Source organism: Pseudomonas sp. DE0010 (genome assembly GCF_007680745.1).
Classification (GTDB): domain Bacteria; phylum Pseudomonadota; class Gammaproteobacteria; order Pseudomonadales; family Pseudomonadaceae; genus Aquipseudomonas; species Aquipseudomonas parafulva_B.
The window spans coordinates 23167-39799 of record NZ_VEJQ01000003.1 but is presented as its reverse complement, the minus strand read 5'-3'; the positions used below and the strand labels follow the sequence as shown (position 1 = coordinate 39799).

The window sequence follows — 16633 nt, the reverse complement described above, 5'->3', positions numbered from 1 at the left end:
CAATGAATACACCTTTCGACCTACCGGATAACCCCCATTCCGCCTGCCGGCCGCCGTCTGTCAAGGACGTACTGGTGGACCGCACCTTCCGTGCGCTGGCCCGCATCGGGGTTGTGCTGGTACTGGCACTGGTCTTCGCACTGGTTTACGAAGTGGGGCGCAAGGCCTTGCCAGGCATCGAGAAGCATGGCTTCGACGTGTTGTTGGGCAGCGTCTGGGACGTCAACCAAGGCAAGTACGGCATTCTTCCGGCCATCTGGGGGACGCTGTACAGCGCATTCATCGCCTTGCTGATCGCCGGTTTCTTCGGCGTCAGCATGGCCATTTTTCTGACCCAGGATTTCCTACCGGCCAGGCTCGCGGCAGTCTTTCGCACCATTGTCGAGCTGCTGGCCGCTATCCCGAGCGTGGTGTACGGGTTGTGGGGCATCTACGTGGTGATTCCAGCCATACGGCCCCTGACCACCTGGCTCAACAGCGAGCTGGGCTGGATCCCGTTCTTCGGCACGTCCCTGAGCGGGCCGGGGTTGCTGCCGGCAGCCTTGGTGCTGGCGATCATGATTCTGCCGACCATCGCCGCCGTCTCCCAGGACGCGTTGACCAGTGTGCCGATGAAAACCAAGCAAGCCGCCTACGGCATGGGCACGACGCACTGGGAGGCGATTCTCAAAGTCATGGTGCCCTCGGCCGCGACCGGCATCTTTGGCTCGCTGGTGCTGGGCCTGGGCCGCGCCCTAGGGGAGACCATGGCCCTGGCGATGCTGGTGGGCAACGCCAACACCATCTCCCTGTCACTGTTCGCGCCGGCCAATACCCTGGCAGCGCTGCTGGCCTTGAACTTCCCCGAAGCCGGACCGAATGAGGTGGAGGTGCTGATGTACGCCGCCCTGGTGCTGATGTTCATCACCCTGCTGGTGAACGTACTGGGCTCGATGATCATGCTCTACGCGCAACGAGGTAACCGCTGATGACCGATCTCTCCACGCCAGTGGCCGCGCTGCCAAGCCTGCAGCGCAAGCTCGAAGGACGGGCGCTGCGCAGCGTACTGCTGACCACATTGGCTTGGCTCGCCGCGCTGGTGGCCAGCGTGCCCCTGATTTCGGTGTTGTACATGCTCATCACCCGGGGTGGCGCACGGCTGAACCTGGAAGTGTTCACCGAGCTGCCGCCAACTGGCTTCGAAATGGGGGGCGGCTTCGGCAACGCCATGGCCGGTACCTTGGTCATGGTCGGCATTGCAGCGGCCATCGCTGTGCCGGTGGGCATCCTGGCGGCCGTGTTCCTGGCCGAGCTTGGGCCTGACAGCAAGCTGGCCAACGCCGCACGTTTCGCCGCCAGGATGCTGACCGGCTTGCCGTCCATCCTGGCCGGCGTGTTCGCCTATGCCCTGGTGGTGATGACCACCGGGACCTACTCGGCGCCGGCAGGCGGCGTGGCGTTGGCCGTCCTGATGCTGCCAATCGTGGTCCTGACCGCCGAGGAAGCCATGAAGATGGTGCCCAAGATCATGAAGGACGCCGCCTACGGCATGGGCTGTACCCGGGCCCAGGTGATCTGGAAGATCGTGCTGCCCACCGGCCTGCCAGCCATCCTGACCGGAGTCATGCTGGCCGTGGCCCGGGCGGCCGGCGAAACCGCGCCGCTGCTGTTCACCGCGTTGTTCAGCAACTACTGGATCTACCACGATGGCAGCCTGGCGGTGATGAACCCGACCGCTTCGCTGGCGGTGCTGATCTACAACTTCTCCGGCATGCCGTTCGACAACCAGCTGGAGCTCGCCTGGGCGGCATCGCTGGTTCTGGTAATGATCGTGCTGGTCATCAACATTCTGAGCCGAGTATTCGGCAAGCCCAAGTTCTGATAGGGAGCATTCGACGTGAACGTATCCACCGCCCAAAGAGTCGCTCCCCTGGCCAGCGAAACCCCCATCGTCATGGATTGCAAGCTGGACAAGATCTTCTACGGCAACTTCATGGCCGTGCGCGACAGCCACGTGCCGATCCGCAAGAACGAGATCACTGGATTCATCGGCCCGTCCGGTTGTGGCAAAAGCACCGTGCTGCGCAGCCTCAACCGCATGAACGACCTGGTCAAGGGCTTTCGCTTCGAAGGGCATGTGCACTTTCTGGGGCAGGACGTCTACGGCAAAGGGGTCGATCCAGTCGTGGTGCGTCGCTACATCGGCATGGTGTTCCAGCAGCCCAACCCGTTCTCCATGAGCATTTTCGACAACGTGGCCTTCGGCCTGCGCCTGAACCGCTACAAGGGCGACATCGGCGACCGGGTCAAGCATGCCCTGCAAGGCGCTGCGTTGTGGGATGAAGTGAAGGACAAGCTCAAGGTCAGTGGCCTGTCCCTGTCCGGTGGCCAGCAGCAGCGCTTGTGCATTGCCCGGGCCATCGCCACCGAACCCGAAGTGTTGTTGCTCGACGAACCCTGTTCGGCCCTGGACCCGATCGCGACCCGGCGGGTGGAGGAGCTGATGGTGGAGTTGAAAAAGGATTACACCATTGCGCTGGTGACCCACAACATGCAGCAGGCCATTCGCGTGGCCGACACCACGGCGTTCTTTTCGGTCGACATTTCCCAAGGCACCCGCACGGGCTATCTGGTAGAGATGGGTCCCACCACCCAGATCTTCCAAGACCCTCGTGAACAGCTGACGGCCGACTACATCAGTGGCAAGTTCAGCTGACCCTCGCTTGAGAACGCCCGCGCGCCAGTGCCAGGACGGCCGAGGCTCGCGGTTGCCTTTACTCGAATACCGTAATCAGGGACATCCGATGCCAGCGACACCCCGCCTGGATCTCAATGCCGTCGAGCACGCCCTGCGCCAAGTGCAGGCGCATTTTGCCGAGCTCAGCCGCCACTTCACCGAGCCTCGCGACCCGTTCACGGACGAGGTGCTGTGCAACGTGCTGGAGGGCTACGCGCTGGTCGATCACTATGTGGCGCGCGGCATCGACCTGTTTCACCTGCAGCAGGTGAACCTGATGCTGGAAATCAATGCCACCGTGCTCTGTGGCAGCGACGCCGCCCGTCGCGAGGAGTTCGCCGCGCACCTGGCCGCTACCGAAGCCCATTTCTTCAACAACGTCGAAGGCGGCATCAAGGACTTGTACAACTGGTACTGCGGTTATGGCAGCGATTCGGTATGGAAGCGGGCTGCCGGCGTGTACGTGCGTATCCTCAGCAAGCCGCAGCTGTTCATCGAAGGCAATAACCGTACCGGCTCGCTGATCGTCAGCTATCTGCTGATGCGTGCAGGCTTGCCGCCATTTGTGCTGTCGCTCGAGAACGCCGAAGGCTACTTCAATCCTTCGTCAGTCATCCGCAACTCGGCCAAGCATGGCGTCAAGGCGCTGTACGAGCTGCCCAAGATCAAGAAAAAGTACGCCGCGTTCCTGGAAGCCCATGCACCGGCGCCCAACACGTTTTTCCTGCCAACCCCCCTGCGCGAGAGGAGCCTTCGATGAGTCGCAGATCAGCCTGGCAGCGCTGCCGAGCGGTGCTCGACAGCGCTACACGTCAAGCCCAAGTGCGCATCTCCTTCGACATCGACGATACCTTGGCCTGCCTGCCCGAACACGCCGAAGCCGAGCCGGACCGGCTGCCGAGCTTCGTCCACCGCTGGTTGGGCGAGCCCCTGCGCAGCGGTACTCGCGAACTGATCAGCGACCTGCGCCGCCAGGGTTGCAGCGTGTGGATCTACACATCCTCCGGACGCACACCGGCCTATATCCGCCGCTGGTTGCTGCTGTACGGTATCCGTGTCGATGGCGTGGTCAACAGCGACCGCCACCAGCATATGCTGGGCCAGCGGGGGCTGGTCAATTCCCCGTCCAAGCTGCCTTCGGCGTTCGACATCGACCTGCATGTGGACGACTCCGACGGTGTACGGCTCGAGGGACTTGAACATGGTTTTCGCGTGGTAGTGGTGTGCCCCAAGGACGACCAATGGACGCAGAAGGTCAAGCAGGCGGCTACCGATGTTCAGGCCATGCTGGCTTGGCAGCAACCTCATCGCTTCAGCACAGCACGTGCGCAGCGCGGATCGATGCTCGCTTCCTGACCCGCCAGAGGCAAGGCAGGCTACAACTGGTAGGCGTTCCCGTTCATACGCTTGGCTACCTGCCTGCCGGTCTTCGGTGTCCATCATTGATGCGTAAGCCCTAGGTCGCACTACCCCGCACAGCCCGTAGTGGTCCCAAACCACCGGGCCTTGCACGCCCTTCGCAAGCAGGCTCGATGCTGCGCCAAAGCAGCGTTTCTGACCACTACCCAGCTTTCGATAATCGCCTCCGACACTTTGTCCCCGTTTGGAGCGCGCCATGCACAACAACAAAAACAAGTCTCTGCCGCCTCAGTACCTGGCAGTTGCCATCGCCAGCCTCGCGGCCGTCAGCCTGAGTTCCTTGGCGCAGGCCGAGATCATGCTGTACGACCAGAATCAGACCACCTTTTCCACCGACGGCTATATCAACGCGTTCTACGTCAACAGCAAGGTCGACCGTGAAGGTGAACAATTCGACCGCCGCCAGTCCCGGGTGAAAATGGGTTTCCTGCCCAATTACCTGGGTTTCAACATGGGCAAGCAGGTCAACGACCTGAAGCTCGGGGCCCGTGCTTCGTTCTGGGTCACCATCAACGACAGCGAAAGCAACGGTACCGACACGGCCATCGATGTCCGGCAGTTCTACGGCACCGTAGCCAACCCCGAATGGGGCGAGGTGCTCATCGGCAAGGACTTCGGGCTGTTCGCCCGTTCGAACATCCTGCTTGACGAGTTGCTCGCCGGTTACGGCCAGGTCAGTGACACGCTGGGTCTTGTCGATGGCGGTGGGGTGTCGTTTGGCAACATCGGTAGCGGCTATCCATACCCGTTCCCGACCTCGCAGATCACCTACCGTACCCCGGTCATGGAGGGCCTGCGGATCGCCGTGGGGATCATGGACCCGGTCGACACCAACGACAGCAGCCCCACGGGCAAGGCCTACCAGAAGAACCCCCGCACCGAGTCCGAGATCACCTACCAGTTCGACCTGGCAGGTGCACAAATCTACAGCTGGCTAAACGGCAGCTACCAGACCTCCGACAACACCGACGACTCGGTCCGGTCAGTCACTTCCAAGGGCCTTGGCTACGGGGTGCAGGCCAAGCTGGGTGGGCTGTCCCTTACCGGGTCCGGTTTCCAGGCCAAGGGCATCAACCCGTTCTTCACCAACAATGCTGGCGAGCCGGTGTTGCGCAACGTGGACAGCGATGGCTACCTGCTGCAAGCCTCTTACAAGGTGGGCAAGAACCGGGTTGCGCTTTCCTACGGCAAGACCAAGGACGACGGCAACGGCGCGGTAGGCAGTGGTGCCGATTATGAAACCCGCGGGGTGGCGCTGTTCCATGACATCAACGACAACCTCAAGCTGGTGGCCGAGTACAACCAGTTTTCCATTGAGGGTCATGACACCCGCGCGCAGAACGAAGACACCGATACCTTCGCCGTGGGTGCGGTGCTGACCTGGTAGCGATCTGGCGCAGGCCTGGCGTTCAACGGGCTTGCGCGGTATTCGAAACCTTCAGGGTCAGGCTCCTGTGCCGACTACGCCCAACGAAGCGTGCACCCGCGACCCAAGTAGCATTCGAACCCCAGCCCACGCTTCGTACACTCAGCGCTCAGCCAGCCCTTGCCGGAGATCCCGATGCAGCAGGCACATAACGAGGGCGTGGTCAGCGCCATGTCCCAGGCCAGCGATGCACGCGTGGCGGCTCAGGAGCTTGCGCGGCAACTGCTGCATCCGCATTTGGGCTTCGTGCTGTTCTTCTGCACCGCCGAGTACGACCTGCAGGCCCTGGGCCAGGCCCTTGAACAAAGCTTTGGCGGCATACCGTTGGTAGGGTGCACAAGCGCGGGGGAGATCACACCGCTGGGCTATGGGCGCAGTTGCGTGACGGCCGTGGGTTTTGATCATCGGCACTTTTCCATCGCCACCGAACTGATCGACGAAATGGAGCGTTTCAGCCTGATCGACGCCCAGCAGATGGTCGAACGACTGGTCGGCAGCTGTCGTGGGAATGCCCTGGCTCAAATCAAGGGGCACAGCTTTGCATTGACCTTGCTCGATGGCTTGTCCAGCCGTGAAGAGACGGTGCTTGCGGCCCTGAGCGCAGCGTTAGGCGATATCCCGCATTTTGGTGGCTCGGCCGGGGACGACAACTACCTGACCCAGACCCACGTCTTCTACGGCGGGGCGTTTCACCACGGTGCTGCCGTGGTGGTGCTGGTCAATACCTGGCTGGACTTCGAAGTGTTCACCACCCACCACCTTGAGCCACGGCAGGAAAAACTGGTGGTCACCGGCGCCGACAGCGCCCAGCGGCGGGTCTACGAGCTCAATGCCGAGCCTGCTGCCGAAGAATATGCACGCCATATCGGGGTGCCGGTCAGCGCCCTGGACCACAGGCTGTTTGCCGCCCACCCGCTGGCCGTGCGCATGCACGATCGGTACTACGTGCGGGCCATCCAGCAGGTGCATGCCGACCTGAGCCTGAGCTTTTACTGTGCGGTAGAGAACGGGATCGTGCTCACGCCCATGACGCCCGGCCCGTTGCTGCCGAACCTGCAGGATCTGTTCGATGGCCTGCAGCAGCGCCTGGGTCCGCTGGTGCTTACCATCGGTTGCGACTGCTTTCTGCGCCGCCTGGAGCTTGAGACCCAGCAAGGTCTTGAGGCAGTGGGTGATTTTCTGCGTGAGCAGCGGGTGATGGGCTTCAACACCTATGGAGAACAGTTCAATGGCATGCACATCAACCAGACCTTCACCGGGGTTGCCATTGCCCGCAACCGCACCCGCCACGGCCAATGAGGCGCAAACCGAACTGGCGCAGCTTCGCTACGAAAACCGCAAGCTGCAGCGGATCAACGCCGCGCTGATCGAGCGCATCGAGTCGGGCGTGACGCGCGGCAGCGACCCCTATGCGGCGTTCCAGCATTCGGTGGTGCTGGCCGAGCAGGTGCGCGAGCGCACTGACGCGTTGAACCAGGCCATGGCCGAGCTCAAGGCGGGCAACCAACTGCTCAGCGAGGCGCGTCTGCGCGCCGAAACCGCGCACCAGCACCTGATCGATGCCATTGAAAGCATTTCCGACGCATTCATCCTGTTCGACCGAGACCTGCGCATGGTGCTGTGCAACAGCCGCTTCAAGGCCTTCTGGGAAAACCGCCGCGTGCGCATCATTCCCGGCATGCGCCTGGCCGAAGTGCGCAGGCTGATGACCAGCAGCGGGTTGTTCAGCGAGGAGCCGCGCAGCCCGACCGACGAACGCCTGTTGTACCGACAGCACAACGGCCGCTGGCTGCAGGTCAATGAGCGGCCCACCTGCGAGGGTGGCCGGGTGATCCTGTTCACCGACATCACCGAGGTCAAACTCAGCGAAACCCTGCGCAGGGAACAGGCTGTGGCGCAGAAATCGCACCTGTTGCAGCGGGCGGTGGACAATTTGTCCCAGGGCGTGGCCATGGTCAACGCGGACGGTGTGCTGGAGTTGTGGAACCGCCGGTTCCTGGAGCTGAGCGGGCTGGCTCCGGTTGCCGCCCACCGTCCCTTCGCCGACGTGATTGCCGACAGCGAGCTGCGTTTGCTCACCCCCGAAAGCCGCGACGACAGCGGGCGTGTCGTGCACGAGTGCGAGCAACGCCTGTTCGACGGGCGCATGCTGGAGATCCGCACGCATCCACTGCCCACTGGCGGATTCGTCAATACCTTTACCGACATCACCGAACGCTACCTGCATGCCGAGGCCCTGAGCGAAAGCGAGCGCTGGATTCGCTTGATCACGGACCATGTGCCGGCGCTGATCGCTTACCTGAACGCCGATCTGGTGTATGAGTTCACCAACAAGGTCTATGAGCAGTGGTACTGCTGGCCCAGTGGGCTGATGCTGGGCCAGAGCCTGCGCCAGGCCCATAGCGAACAGCATTACCAGCGCCTGGAAGCCTACGTGGCGCAGGCGCTGGCAGGGGAGAGCGTTACGTTCGAATTCCCGGAAACCAACATCAACGGTCAGGAGCGCCACATGCTGCGCTCCTATGTGCCAAACCGGCTGGCCTCCGGCGAGGTGGTGGGTATCTTCGTGTTGATCCGTGACATCACCGAACGGCGCAACACCGCCCAGGCGTTGCACCAGGCTTATCAGCACCTGGAGCTGCGGGTCAGGGAACGTACGGCCGAGTTGACCAGCCTCAACGAACAATTGCTGAGGGAAATCGAGGAGCGGCGACGTGCCGAGGCGCGCTTGCGCGAGGCCAAGCATGAGGCTGACCAGGCCAACCTGTCCAAGACCAAGTTTCTCGCTGCGGTCAGCCATGACCTGCTGCAGCCCCTGAACGCGGCGCGCTTGTTCACCAGCGCCTTGCTCGAGCGCCGTGATCCGCAGGCCAGTGCACAGCTGGTGCGTAACGTCAGCAACTCGCTGGAAGACGTCGAGAACCTGCTGGGAACGCTGGTGGATATCTCAAAGCTCGATGCCGGTGTCATCATGGCCGACGTGGCACCCTTCGCCCTGGCGGAACTGATGGACAACCTGGCAGCAGAATATACCCAGGTCGCCCGCAGCGAAGGGCTGGCCCTGCACTTCATAGGCTGCTCGGTCGTGGTGCGCAGCGATATCCAACTGCTGGCGCGCATTCTGCGCAACCTGCTCAGCAACGCCATCCGCTACACCCCAAGCGGACGCGTGGTACTGGGCTGTCGCCGCCAGCCGGGTCGCGTGCGCATCGAGGTGTGGGACACCGGTATCGGCATCGCCGAGGAGCACCTGGAGGAAATGTTCCAGGAATTTAAGCGTGGCGCCGTGCAGCGGCCGGATCAGGACCGCGGCCTGGGCCTGGGGCTTGCCATCGTCGAGAAGATTGCGGGCATCCTCGGCCACCGTATTGCCGTGCGCTCCCGGCCCGGCAAGGGGTCGGTATTCAGTGTGGAAGTGCCATTGAGCACCACCGCCCCGATTGCCAGGGCCCAGCATGCCGTGTGCGAGTCGATGCTCGAGTGCCTGCGCGGGGCCCGAGTGTGGGTGCTGGACAATGACGCTGCCATCTGTGCCGGCATGCGCACGTTGCTGGAAGGCTGGGGCTGTTGCGTGATCACGGCACTGTCGGAGCAGGACCTGGCCCGTCAGGTGGACAACTACCATGCCGATGCCGACCTGCTGATTGCCGACTATCACCTCGACGACGATTGCAATGGGGTCGATGCCGTTGCACGCATCAATGCCCGCCGCGCCAGGGCGCTGCCGGCGCTGATGATCACCGCCAACTACAGCAACGAACTCAAGCAGCAGATCCGCGAGCGGGGCCATACGCTGATGCACAAGCCTGTACGACCCATGAAGCTCAAGACTGCCATGAGCCACTTGCTGGCCACCCGGGCCCCCAAGGGATCAGCGTCGTAGGTAGTCAGCGAAGTCGATGTCGCCGGCACTGAGGATGGCCTGCACCCGGTTGTGCACGTTCAGCTTGCGCAGGATGGCCGAGACGTGGGCCTTGACCGTGGTTTCGGCGATATCCAAGGCATAGGCGATCTGTTTGTTCGATTCGCCCTTGGTCATGCGCTCGAGCACCAGCAACTGCTTGCGGGTCAGGGCCTGGAGCATTTCCGGCGGGAAACTTGGGGCATCGCTCAAGCGGCGGCTACTGCTTTTCTGCGCGCGGATGATATCCGGCGGCAGGTACACATTGCCGTTGAGGATCTGCTCGATCGCTTCGATCATCTGCGCGCGCGGCGAGGACTTGGTGATGAAGCCCACCGCGCCATAGGTGATGGCTTGCAGCACGATCTGCTTTTCCTGCTCGGCCGAGACGATCACCACCGGGGTGGTGGGCGCTTCGTTGCGCAAGGTGATGAGCCCATTGAGGCCATGCATGCCCGGCATGTTCAGGTCGAGCAGGATCAGGTCCAGGTCGTCGTGGTCCTTGGTCAGCGTCAGCGCGCTTTCAAGGTCAGCGGTTTCCATGATTTCACTGCCCTGGAACCCGTCGCTGATGACGTTGTGGATCGCTTCGCGAAACAGCGGGTGATCGTCGGCGATCAAGATTTTGTACATGGCCTATTCACCTTGTTCTTGTTTGAATGATTGAGCGCGCAGGGGCAAGTGCCCGGTCAGGGAAACGCTGCCGGCTGGGCCGCCTGCACGGGCAGGTTGGCCTGTTGCCAGGCGTCGAGCCCGTCGCGGTACCAGTAGAGGTTGGTGTAGCCCAGGTGTGCTGCGCGTTTTACCGCGTTCCAGCTCAACCAGCAATCGGCCCGGCAGTAGAAAACGACGGGGTACTGAGGCTCGCCCCCTGTGGCCAGACGCAGGTGATGCTCGAAGTAACGTTGCCAGTCTGGGCTGAGCACGCCGTCCCCGGTGTTGGGCAGCCACAGGCTACCGGGCAGGTTGGCATGGGGTTCATCTTCGATGAAGCGTTCATGCAGCCACTGACGGCGGTAAACGTCGATCAGGACAGGCGCCGGATGGCCCCGCATCATCGCCTGCAGTGCGGCAGTGTCTATCACCTTGCCACCCTCGACCTGTGGCGGGGTGGGGCTGCGGTACAGCGCGGCGCGGTAGCCATCTGGCGTGAACGTCGGTGGGGTGTCGGCCAGGGCATGGCCCAGCAGAAGGCTCAGCGAGGCGGCGGCCAGCAAACGCAGGGGCAGCCTTTGGAGGGCACGTGGCATGGTCTGTTCCTTCTTGTTATAGGCGCATTACATGCCAGTGCCGTGGCTTTGTGAATGCGACCATAGACACCCTGGGCAGTACCAAAGTAGTAGAGGCGAGGGCCTGGCTCACCGTGGCTTGCGCAGGGCGGCGTGCTGCGGGTTGAAGGTGACGATGGCCAGCAGCGTGAACAGCACGCTCAGCGCCAGGCATACCGCCAGCGCCAGCAGGTTCAGCCGCTCGTAGAGCGCAAAGCGCACCAGCTCGACCGCATGGGTGAACGGGTTGACCGCGCACAGCCAGTACAGCCACTGGCTGGCCTCCTGCATTTTCCACAGCGGATAAAGCGCCGACGACAGAAAGAACAGAGGGAAGATCACGAAATTCATCACCCCGGCGAAATTCTCCAGCTGGCGGATCGCATTGGACAGCAACAGCCCCAGTGCACTGAGCATGAACCCCACCAGCAGCACTGCGGGCAGGGCCAGCCCCAGGCCGCCTACCGGCGGCTCAATACCGTAAAGCCAGGCGATGGCGATGAAGATGTACACCTGCAACACAGAGATCAGCGACGTCGCCATAAGCTTGCTGCACAACAGGAACGCCCTGGGCAGCGGGCTGGTCAGCAGCACCCGCATGCTGCCCATCTCCCGATCGTAGACCATCGATAGCGAACCCTGCATGCCATTGAACAGCAGGATCATGCAGGCCAGGCCCGGCACGATGTAGACCTCGTAGGGAATGTAGCTGTCGTAGGGCTCGATGATGGCGATGCCCAGTGCCGCACGAAACCCGGCAGCGAATACCACCAGCCACAGCAAAGGGCGCACCAGTGCGCTCAACAGGCGCGTGCGCTGGCGCACGAAGCGCAGGGCTTCACGCATGAGGATGCCGCTGAAGCAGTACCAGTAGGCGTTCATCAGGTGGGTGCTCCGGCCATGTCGCGCGTGTGATGGGCGAACGTACGGCCCAGGTCGCCGCCGTGGGGCTGCATCGTGGCTTCGGCAGGTCCACTTGCCACCACCCGGCCCTGGTGCAGGATGACCAAGTCATCGGCCGGTTGCACTTCATCGAGCAGGTGAGTGGTCCACAGCACGCTCAAGCGCTGATCGCTAAGGCACAAGTCACGCACGTGCTGGTTGAGCGCCTGCCGGCTGGCCGGGTCCAGGCCCACGCTGGCTTCGTCGAGCAGCAACAGGCGGGGCCCGTGCAGCAATGCCCGGGCAATTTCGACGCGGCGCCTGTGCCCGGCATTGAGTTCGCGCACAGGGTCACGGCGCCGTTCCCCCAGCCCTTGGCGGGCCAGCTCGGCGTCCACGCGGCGCTGGGCTTCCCGTCGGGGCAGGCCATGCAGCGCCGCGTGATAGCGCAGGTTCTGCTCCACGCCAAGGTCCAGGTCCAGCGTGCTCTGCTGAAACACGACGCCCAACTGGCCCAAGGCCGCCCGCGGCTGGTGGCGCAGCGAACAGCCCAATACCTGGATATCGCCGTGCTGCAAGTCATACAGGCAGGTCATCAAGGCAATCAGGGTCGACTTGCCGGCGCCATTGGGCCCCAGCAAGGCGGTAAATTGGCCCGGCGCCAGGTTGAAGGTCACGTCCCTGAGCGCTGCGCGCTGACCGTAGGCGAAACTGACCCCCGTTACGTGCAGTGCGTTCATGGCGTGACCACCACACCCCATGGGTAGCGGCCGACCTTGATCGACTTGAGCACCTTGAGGCTGGCCACCTCGATCACCGACACGTCGCCGCTCACGCCATTGGTGGCCAGCAACTGCTGCTGGTCAGGGGTGAAGGCCAGCTGCCAGACGCGGCGCCCCACCAGCAGGTAGTCCAGCACCTCGAATGTCCTGGCATCGACCACCGCCACATGATTGGCCGGGCCCAGCGCTACGAACGCGTACTTGCCATCGGCGCTGAGCTTGACGCCCACCGGCTGGACTTTGTCAGGGTGCACACCCTTGATGGCGAAGTTCAGGGTCTTGAGCACCTGGCGCGAAGCCACGTCCAGGATGGTGACGGTCCCGCCAATTTCCGCCGACGCCCACAGGTGCTTGCCGTCCTGGCTGAATTCCACGAAACGCGGGCGCTGGTCCACCGGCGTGCTGTCGGCCAGGGTCTGGGTCTGGGTGTCGATCCAGTGCAGCATGTTGGTGGTTTCGCTGGTATTGACCGCCCATTTGCCATCCGGGCTCACGGCCATGCCCTCAGGCTCGATGCCCACCTCCACCTGGGCCAGCACCTTGTCGGTCACGGTGTCGATAACTGTGACCAGGGCATCGTCTTCGTTGGACACGTACAGCCAACGGTCATTGGGATGCAGGGCGAACTGCTCGGGGTCTTTGCCTGAGGGCAGTTCCTTGACGAGGGTACGGCTGGCCACGTCCATCACCTGCACCCGATCCGAATCGCTGGCGCAGATGTACAGCAGCTTGTTGTCGTGTGACAGCAGCAGGCCGCGCGGGCGTTGGCCGACGGGCAGGGTGTCGGTTACCGTCAAGGTCTGCAGGTCGATCAGGCTCAGGGTGTTGTCCTTCTCGTTGGACACCCAGGCGGTGGCGGCCAGGGTAGGCTCGCAGGCTATGGCCAGCACGGCCGGCAGCAGATGGGCGCACAGCAGGCTGCGTGGTGAGGGGAGGCGGCGCATGGCAGGTTCCTTGTTATTGTGTGGGCGTTTCAGGGGTACGTGCAGGTCACGTCGGCCTTGTCGAACCCCAGGCTGTCCATCTCATTGGAAGGGTGCAGGAAGCCTTCCTGCGGTGAGGTGCTGACCAGGGCCCTGGGCTGCACCAGGGGGATGGGTTGGCGCAGCTCGCCATTCCAGGGCCTGTAGCTGAGCTTGCGCCCCTTGAAGCCATCGAGTGGCAATTGTTCGCTGACAAGCAGCTGCTGCAAGGCCTGGGGCTTGGCCTCACGCAGCTTGCTAACCGCCGTGGCGATGCTGCGCACCGCCATCCAGGCTGCGAAGTCACGGTCGTTCATCCAGCGGCCGGCCTGCGCTTGGAAACGTTTTTGCAATTGCGCGGCGCCGAACGTTTCCACGGTCTTGTGCCAGCCAGTGGGCGTCAGGCCCTGAGTGCCGGCGACCGGGCGGGGCAACCAGGTCTGGTAGGGCACGTATTCGCCGAAGTCGCCACGTTCATCAGCCACCAGCACCACGTCGTATTCACGCGCCTGGGTGAACAGCGGCATGTCGGCCTGGGCGCTGCGGCGCTGGTCGTTGTCGAACGTCCAGCGTTTCTCGGCCACCAGGTGCAGGCCAAAGCGCTTCGCCGCGCGGCGCAGTGCGGCGGCGTAGGCTTCATCGTCCGGGGTCTGCCCGATGATCAGCAAGCCGCGCTGCCATTTGCGCAGCACCAGAAACTGCACCAGCGCATCGGCCAGCATCGCCCGCCCAGGCAGGGCGTGCAGCACATTGCCCAGGCACTGCGTGCTGCGTACGGCGTCATCCGGGCTGCCGGCATTGAACAGCAGGCTGTCGGGCAGGGCCGCAGACAAGGCCCGCAGGCTGGCGACCGGCGCATTGACGACGAACAACCGCACGCCTTCCCCGTGCTGGGCCTGGGCAGCATGCAGCAGTTGCTCGGCGGAGTCGGCACGGGCGCTGACCAGCTCGAACTGCTGCTTGAGAAACCGCCCGGTGCTGTTGCTGTCGGCAATGGCCAGTTGCGCCCCTTGCAGGCCGGCATCGTCCGGTTCAGGCAGGATGTTGGACAACAGCGGCCCGCTGTCAGGGCGATAGCCCAAGTAGCCGATGCGGATGTGCAACGCGCTCGCAGCCCAGGTGTCAGCCTGCTGGTCTTGCGCCCAAACCGTCGGCGCGAACAAGCTCAGCAGGCAGGTCAGGACAAGGTGGGCAGGCTGGCGCATATCGCACTCCACGGCAGATGGCGCCAGCATAGAAAGCCTGCCGGGGCCGGGGAATATGCAGAAAGTAGCGCCCAGCCGCTACCAAGGTAGTAGCCGATGCGTCCGCGCCGGGCCCTAGGATGGCAGCAGTTGCCCTGGAGTCCGGTCATGCACGCTGCCAATCTATCTGCCCTATGGCGTATCAACCTGTGGGTCACCGGCTGTTTCGCGGTGTTGACCCTGGCCTGTGCGGGGGTCGTGCTGCATCAGGCATCAGCCGATGTGAAACGGGAGTTGCAGTCGGCCGAAGCGGTAATGGCATACATGGCCCAAGCCGCCATCCACAACCCGGCGAGCCTGCAACCTGCGCTGACCGAGCACCTGCGCCACGTGCGCGTGCAGTGGCTGAAGCCTGGCGAGCTTGAAAAGGCGGCGGTGCCGTTCGCGGCCGGGCTCGACGGCTGGTTGGGCGCGGTGCTGGCAGGCAAGCACTACGACAGCACGCGCCTGCTGGCCCTCGATGACGGCCGGCGCGTCGCGCTGAGCGTGGACGCCCGCGATGAGGTGGACGAAGTCTGGGATTCGCTGCAACAGTTGCTGGCGGTCTGTGTTGTCGCGTTGGCCGTGAGCCTGCTGTCCATCAGTTGGGCCGTGCGGCGCGGGCTGCGCCTGCTGGCCGCGCTGCTGTGTGCACTGCGTCAGGTGTCGGGAGGCCAGCTGGACGTGCGCCTGCAAGAGGCCGGTGGCCCGGAAGCGCGCCAGTTGGCCGGGCACTTCAACCAGATGGCTGCTGCGATCGAGCAGGCCCAGGCCGACAACCGGCAACTGACCGGCGCTTTGCTGGCGGTTCAGGAGCAGGAGCGGACAAGACTGGCCCAGGCGTTGCACGACGACCTGGGCCAGTACGTGGCCGGCATCCGCGCCCAGGTGTGCCTGTTGCAATTGTGTGCCCACCAGCCTGAGCAGGTGCGGCAAACCACCCAGACGCTGGAGAGCAATTGCGCAGGCTTGCAGTTCGGTTTCCGCGCCTTGGTACGGGATTTGTACCCGGTTGCGCTGCAGCACCTGCCCATGGCGGAGGCGCTCAACCAGTTGGTGAGCCAATGGCGTGCCAGCCAGGCCATCGAGTGCCAGTTGCTGGTCGGCGCCCAGTTGCCGGCGCTGTCACCCACTCGACGCACGCATCTGTACCGGTTGTTGCAGGAAGCGCTGACCAACGTCGCCCGTCATGCCCGCGCCCGTCAGGTGCGGATACGCCTGCAACGCGGCGCCAACGGGCTGCGCCTGCTGGTTCGCGACGATGGCTGTGGTGCCAGCCAGCCTGGGCGCCCAGGGGTAGGCCTGCATTCGATGGCCGAGCGCGCCCGCAGCCTGGGCGGTGAGTTGCGCATACTCAGCCATCCTGGTGCCGGGTGGGCACTGGCCCTGACGATCCCTTTGGAGGTGTCATGAATATCGTGCTGGTCGACGACCACGCCGTGGTCCGCCAGGGCTACGCCAGCCTGTTGCGCGCCGTGTTGCCAGCGATGCAGGTGCGCGAGGCTGCCAGCGGTGAAGAAGCCCTGGCCCGGGTGCAGGAGCAGGTACCGAACTTGGTGATCATGGACTTCGGCCTGCCCGGCATCAGTGGGTTGGAAACCACCCGACGCCTGCGCCAGCGCCTGCCGCAATTGCGGGTGCTGTTCTTCAGCATGCATGACGAGCTGCCACTGGTGCGCCAGGCGCTGGACGCCGGCGCCGCCGGCTACCTGACCAAAAACTCGGCCCCGCAAGTGTTGGTCGAGGCCGTACAGCGCGTGCTTGCCGGGCACGCCTACATCGAGCAGGGGCTGGCCACGCAGCTGGCCTGCAGCACGACGCACGATGCCTGTGACCCCAGGCTGCAACGCCTGACCCAGCGTGAACTGGAAATTTTCGTGATGCTGGTTCGTGGCACACCGGCCCGGTCGATCGCCGAGCAGCTGTGCATCAGCGCAAAGACCGTCTCCAATCACCTGACCACGCTCAAGAGCAAACTTGAGGTCGGCTCCCATGCTGAACTCGTGCACGTGGGTATCGACCTGGGTCTGGTACGTATAGCGGGTTAGGCGGGT

Annotated in this window: 16 protein-coding genes; 10 read left to right on the top strand and 6 right to left on the bottom strand. The window is 63.6% G+C overall.

Annotated features, from left to right (window positions below; all coding sequences use genetic code 11):
• Window positions 1-2 precede the first annotated feature (2 nt).
• From pstC to nahK, 8 genes are all read left to right on the top strand, one after another.
• Window positions 3-968 carry a phosphate ABC transporter permease subunit PstC gene (gene pstC, locus FS767_RS03070; protein WP_144964147.1) on the top strand — a complete coding sequence of 322 codons (966 nt, stop codon included), beginning with the start codon at window positions 3-5 and terminating at the stop codon, window positions 966-968.
• Window positions 968-1861 (top strand): phosphate ABC transporter permease PstA, encoded by an 894-nt coding sequence (pstA, locus tag FS767_RS03065; protein WP_144964146.1) that lies wholly within the window; start codon window positions 968-970, stop codon window positions 1859-1861. Before pstC ends, pstA begins: the two co-directional genes overlap by 1 nt.
• A 72-nt stretch (window positions 1862-1933) precedes the next feature.
• Complete coding sequence (gene pstB / locus FS767_RS03060) at window positions 1934-2695, top strand: phosphate ABC transporter ATP-binding protein PstB (RefSeq protein WP_042139286.1); 762 nt, start codon at window positions 1934-1936, stop codon at window positions 2693-2695.
• 88 nt (window positions 2696-2783) lie between these two features.
• Window positions 2784-3476, top strand: coding sequence for a hypothetical protein (locus tag FS767_RS03055; protein WP_058605233.1), 693 nt, complete (start codon window positions 2784-2786; stop codon window positions 3474-3476).
• Window positions 3473-4072 carry a hypothetical protein gene (locus tag FS767_RS03050; RefSeq protein WP_144964145.1) on the top strand — a complete coding sequence of 200 codons (600 nt, stop codon included), beginning with the start codon at window positions 3473-3475 and terminating at the stop codon, window positions 4070-4072. The genes FS767_RS03055 and FS767_RS03050 overlap by 4 nt, the downstream gene beginning before the upstream one ends.
• Window positions 4073-4331: 259 nt before the next feature.
• The gene (locus FS767_RS03045) at window positions 4332-5522 is read left to right on the top strand and encodes a porin (protein ID WP_144964144.1); all 1191 of its coding nucleotides are present in this window, start codon (window positions 4332-4334) and stop codon (window positions 5520-5522) included.
• Between the two features lie 174 nt (window positions 5523-5696).
• Window positions 5697-6860 (top strand): nitric oxide-sensing protein NosP, encoded by a 1164-nt coding sequence (nosP, locus tag FS767_RS03040; protein ID WP_144964143.1) that lies wholly within the window; start codon window positions 5697-5699, stop codon window positions 6858-6860.
• Window positions 6790-9444, top strand: coding sequence for a hybrid sensor histidine kinase/response regulator NahK/ErcS' (gene nahK, locus FS767_RS03035; RefSeq protein WP_144964142.1), 2655 nt, complete (start codon window positions 6790-6792; stop codon window positions 9442-9444). The genes nosP and nahK overlap by 71 nt, the downstream gene beginning before the upstream one ends.
• On the opposite strand, the gene FS767_RS03030 is transcribed toward nahK, so the two are convergent.
• The 6 genes from FS767_RS03030 to FS767_RS03005 all read right to left on the bottom strand — a co-directional run bounded on the left by FS767_RS03030 (window position 9433) and on the right by FS767_RS03005 (window position 14561).
• Window positions 9433-10095, bottom strand: coding sequence for a response regulator transcription factor (locus tag FS767_RS03030; RefSeq protein ID WP_144964141.1), 663 nt, complete (start codon window positions 10093-10095; stop codon window positions 9433-9435). The genes nahK and FS767_RS03030 overlap by 12 nt on opposite strands.
• Before the next feature lie 56 nt (window positions 10096-10151).
• The gene (locus FS767_RS03025) at window positions 10152-10712 is read right to left on the bottom strand and encodes a PQQ-dependent catabolism-associated CXXCW motif protein (RefSeq protein WP_144964140.1); all 561 of its coding nucleotides are present in this window, start codon (window positions 10710-10712) and stop codon (window positions 10152-10154) included.
• A gap of 108 nt (window positions 10713-10820) precedes the next feature.
• Complete coding sequence (locus tag FS767_RS03020; protein WP_144964139.1) at window positions 10821-11612, bottom strand: ABC transporter permease; 792 nt, start codon at window positions 11610-11612, stop codon at window positions 10821-10823.
• Complete coding sequence (locus tag FS767_RS03015; RefSeq protein WP_144964138.1) at window positions 11612-12352, bottom strand: ABC transporter ATP-binding protein; 741 nt, start codon at window positions 12350-12352, stop codon at window positions 11612-11614. Before FS767_RS03015 ends, FS767_RS03020 begins: the two co-directional genes overlap by 1 nt.
• The gene (locus FS767_RS03010; protein WP_144964137.1) at window positions 12349-13338 is read right to left on the bottom strand and encodes a YVTN family beta-propeller repeat protein; all 990 of its coding nucleotides are present in this window, start codon (window positions 13336-13338) and stop codon (window positions 12349-12351) included. The genes FS767_RS03015 and FS767_RS03010 overlap by 4 nt, the downstream gene beginning before the upstream one ends.
• Window positions 13339-13367: 29 nt before the next feature.
• Window positions 13368-14561 carry an ABC transporter substrate-binding protein gene (locus FS767_RS03005; RefSeq protein ID WP_144964136.1) on the bottom strand — a complete coding sequence of 398 codons (1194 nt, stop codon included), beginning with the start codon at window positions 14559-14561 and terminating at the stop codon, window positions 13368-13370.
• A 147-nt stretch (window positions 14562-14708) separates the two neighbouring features.
• Here FS767_RS03005 and FS767_RS03000 point away from each other — a divergent pair, with 147 nt between their 5' ends.
• Both FS767_RS03000 and FS767_RS02995 read left to right on the top strand, forming a co-directional pair.
• Window positions 14709-15992, top strand: coding sequence for a histidine kinase (locus tag FS767_RS03000; protein ID WP_144964135.1), 1284 nt, complete (start codon window positions 14709-14711; stop codon window positions 15990-15992).
• Window positions 15989-16627: a response regulator transcription factor gene (locus FS767_RS02995; protein WP_144964134.1), complete on the top strand. Its 639-nt coding sequence runs from the start codon at window positions 15989-15991 to the stop codon at window positions 16625-16627. The genes FS767_RS03000 and FS767_RS02995 overlap by 4 nt, the downstream gene beginning before the upstream one ends.
• Window positions 16628-16633: the final 6 nt, after the last annotated feature.

Excerpts from the sequence above, each read along its gene's own strand:
- pstC (WP_144964147.1), top strand. The coding sequence starts at position 3 with ATGAATACACCTTTCGACCTACCGGATAACCCCCATTCCGCCTGCCGG.
- pstA (WP_144964146.1), top strand. The coding sequence starts at position 968 with ATGACCGATCTCTCCACGCCAGTGGCCGCGCTGCCAAGCCTGCAGCGC.
- pstB (WP_042139286.1), top strand. The coding sequence starts at position 1,934 with ATGGATTGCAAGCTGGACAAGATCTTCTACGGCAACTTCATGGCCGTG.
- FS767_RS03055 (WP_058605233.1), top strand. The coding sequence starts at position 2,784 with ATGCCAGCGACACCCCGCCTGGATCTCAATGCCGTCGAGCACGCCCTG.
- FS767_RS03050 (WP_144964145.1), top strand. The coding sequence starts at position 3,473 with ATGAGTCGCAGATCAGCCTGGCAGCGCTGCCGAGCGGTGCTCGACAGC.
- FS767_RS03045 (WP_144964144.1), top strand. The coding sequence starts at position 4,332 with ATGCACAACAACAAAAACAAGTCTCTGCCGCCTCAGTACCTGGCAGTT.
- nosP (WP_144964143.1), top strand. The coding sequence starts at position 5,697 with ATGCAGCAGGCACATAACGAGGGCGTGGTCAGCGCCATGTCCCAGGCC.
- nahK (WP_144964142.1), top strand. The coding sequence starts at position 6,790 with ATGGCATGCACATCAACCAGACCTTCACCGGGGTTGCCATTGCCCGCA.
- FS767_RS03030 (WP_144964141.1), bottom strand. The coding sequence starts at position 10,095 with ATGTACAAAATCTTGATCGCCGACGATCACCCGCTGTTTCGCGAAGCG.
- FS767_RS03025 (WP_144964140.1), bottom strand. The coding sequence starts at position 10,712 with ATGCCACGTGCCCTCCAAAGGCTGCCCCTGCGTTTGCTGGCCGCCGCC.
- FS767_RS03020 (WP_144964139.1), bottom strand. The coding sequence starts at position 11,612 with ATGAACGCCTACTGGTACTGCTTCAGCGGCATCCTCATGCGTGAAGCC.
- FS767_RS03015 (WP_144964138.1), bottom strand. The coding sequence starts at position 12,352 with ATGAACGCACTGCACGTAACGGGGGTCAGTTTCGCCTACGGTCAGCGC.
- FS767_RS03010 (WP_144964137.1), bottom strand. The coding sequence starts at position 13,338 with ATGCGCCGCCTCCCCTCACCACGCAGCCTGCTGTGCGCCCATCTGCTG.
- FS767_RS03005 (WP_144964136.1), bottom strand. The coding sequence starts at position 14,561 with ATGCGCCAGCCTGCCCACCTTGTCCTGACCTGCCTGCTGAGCTTGTTC.
- FS767_RS03000 (WP_144964135.1), top strand. The coding sequence starts at position 14,709 with ATGCACGCTGCCAATCTATCTGCCCTATGGCGTATCAACCTGTGGGTC.
- FS767_RS02995 (WP_144964134.1), top strand. The coding sequence starts at position 15,989 with ATGAATATCGTGCTGGTCGACGACCACGCCGTGGTCCGCCAGGGCTAC.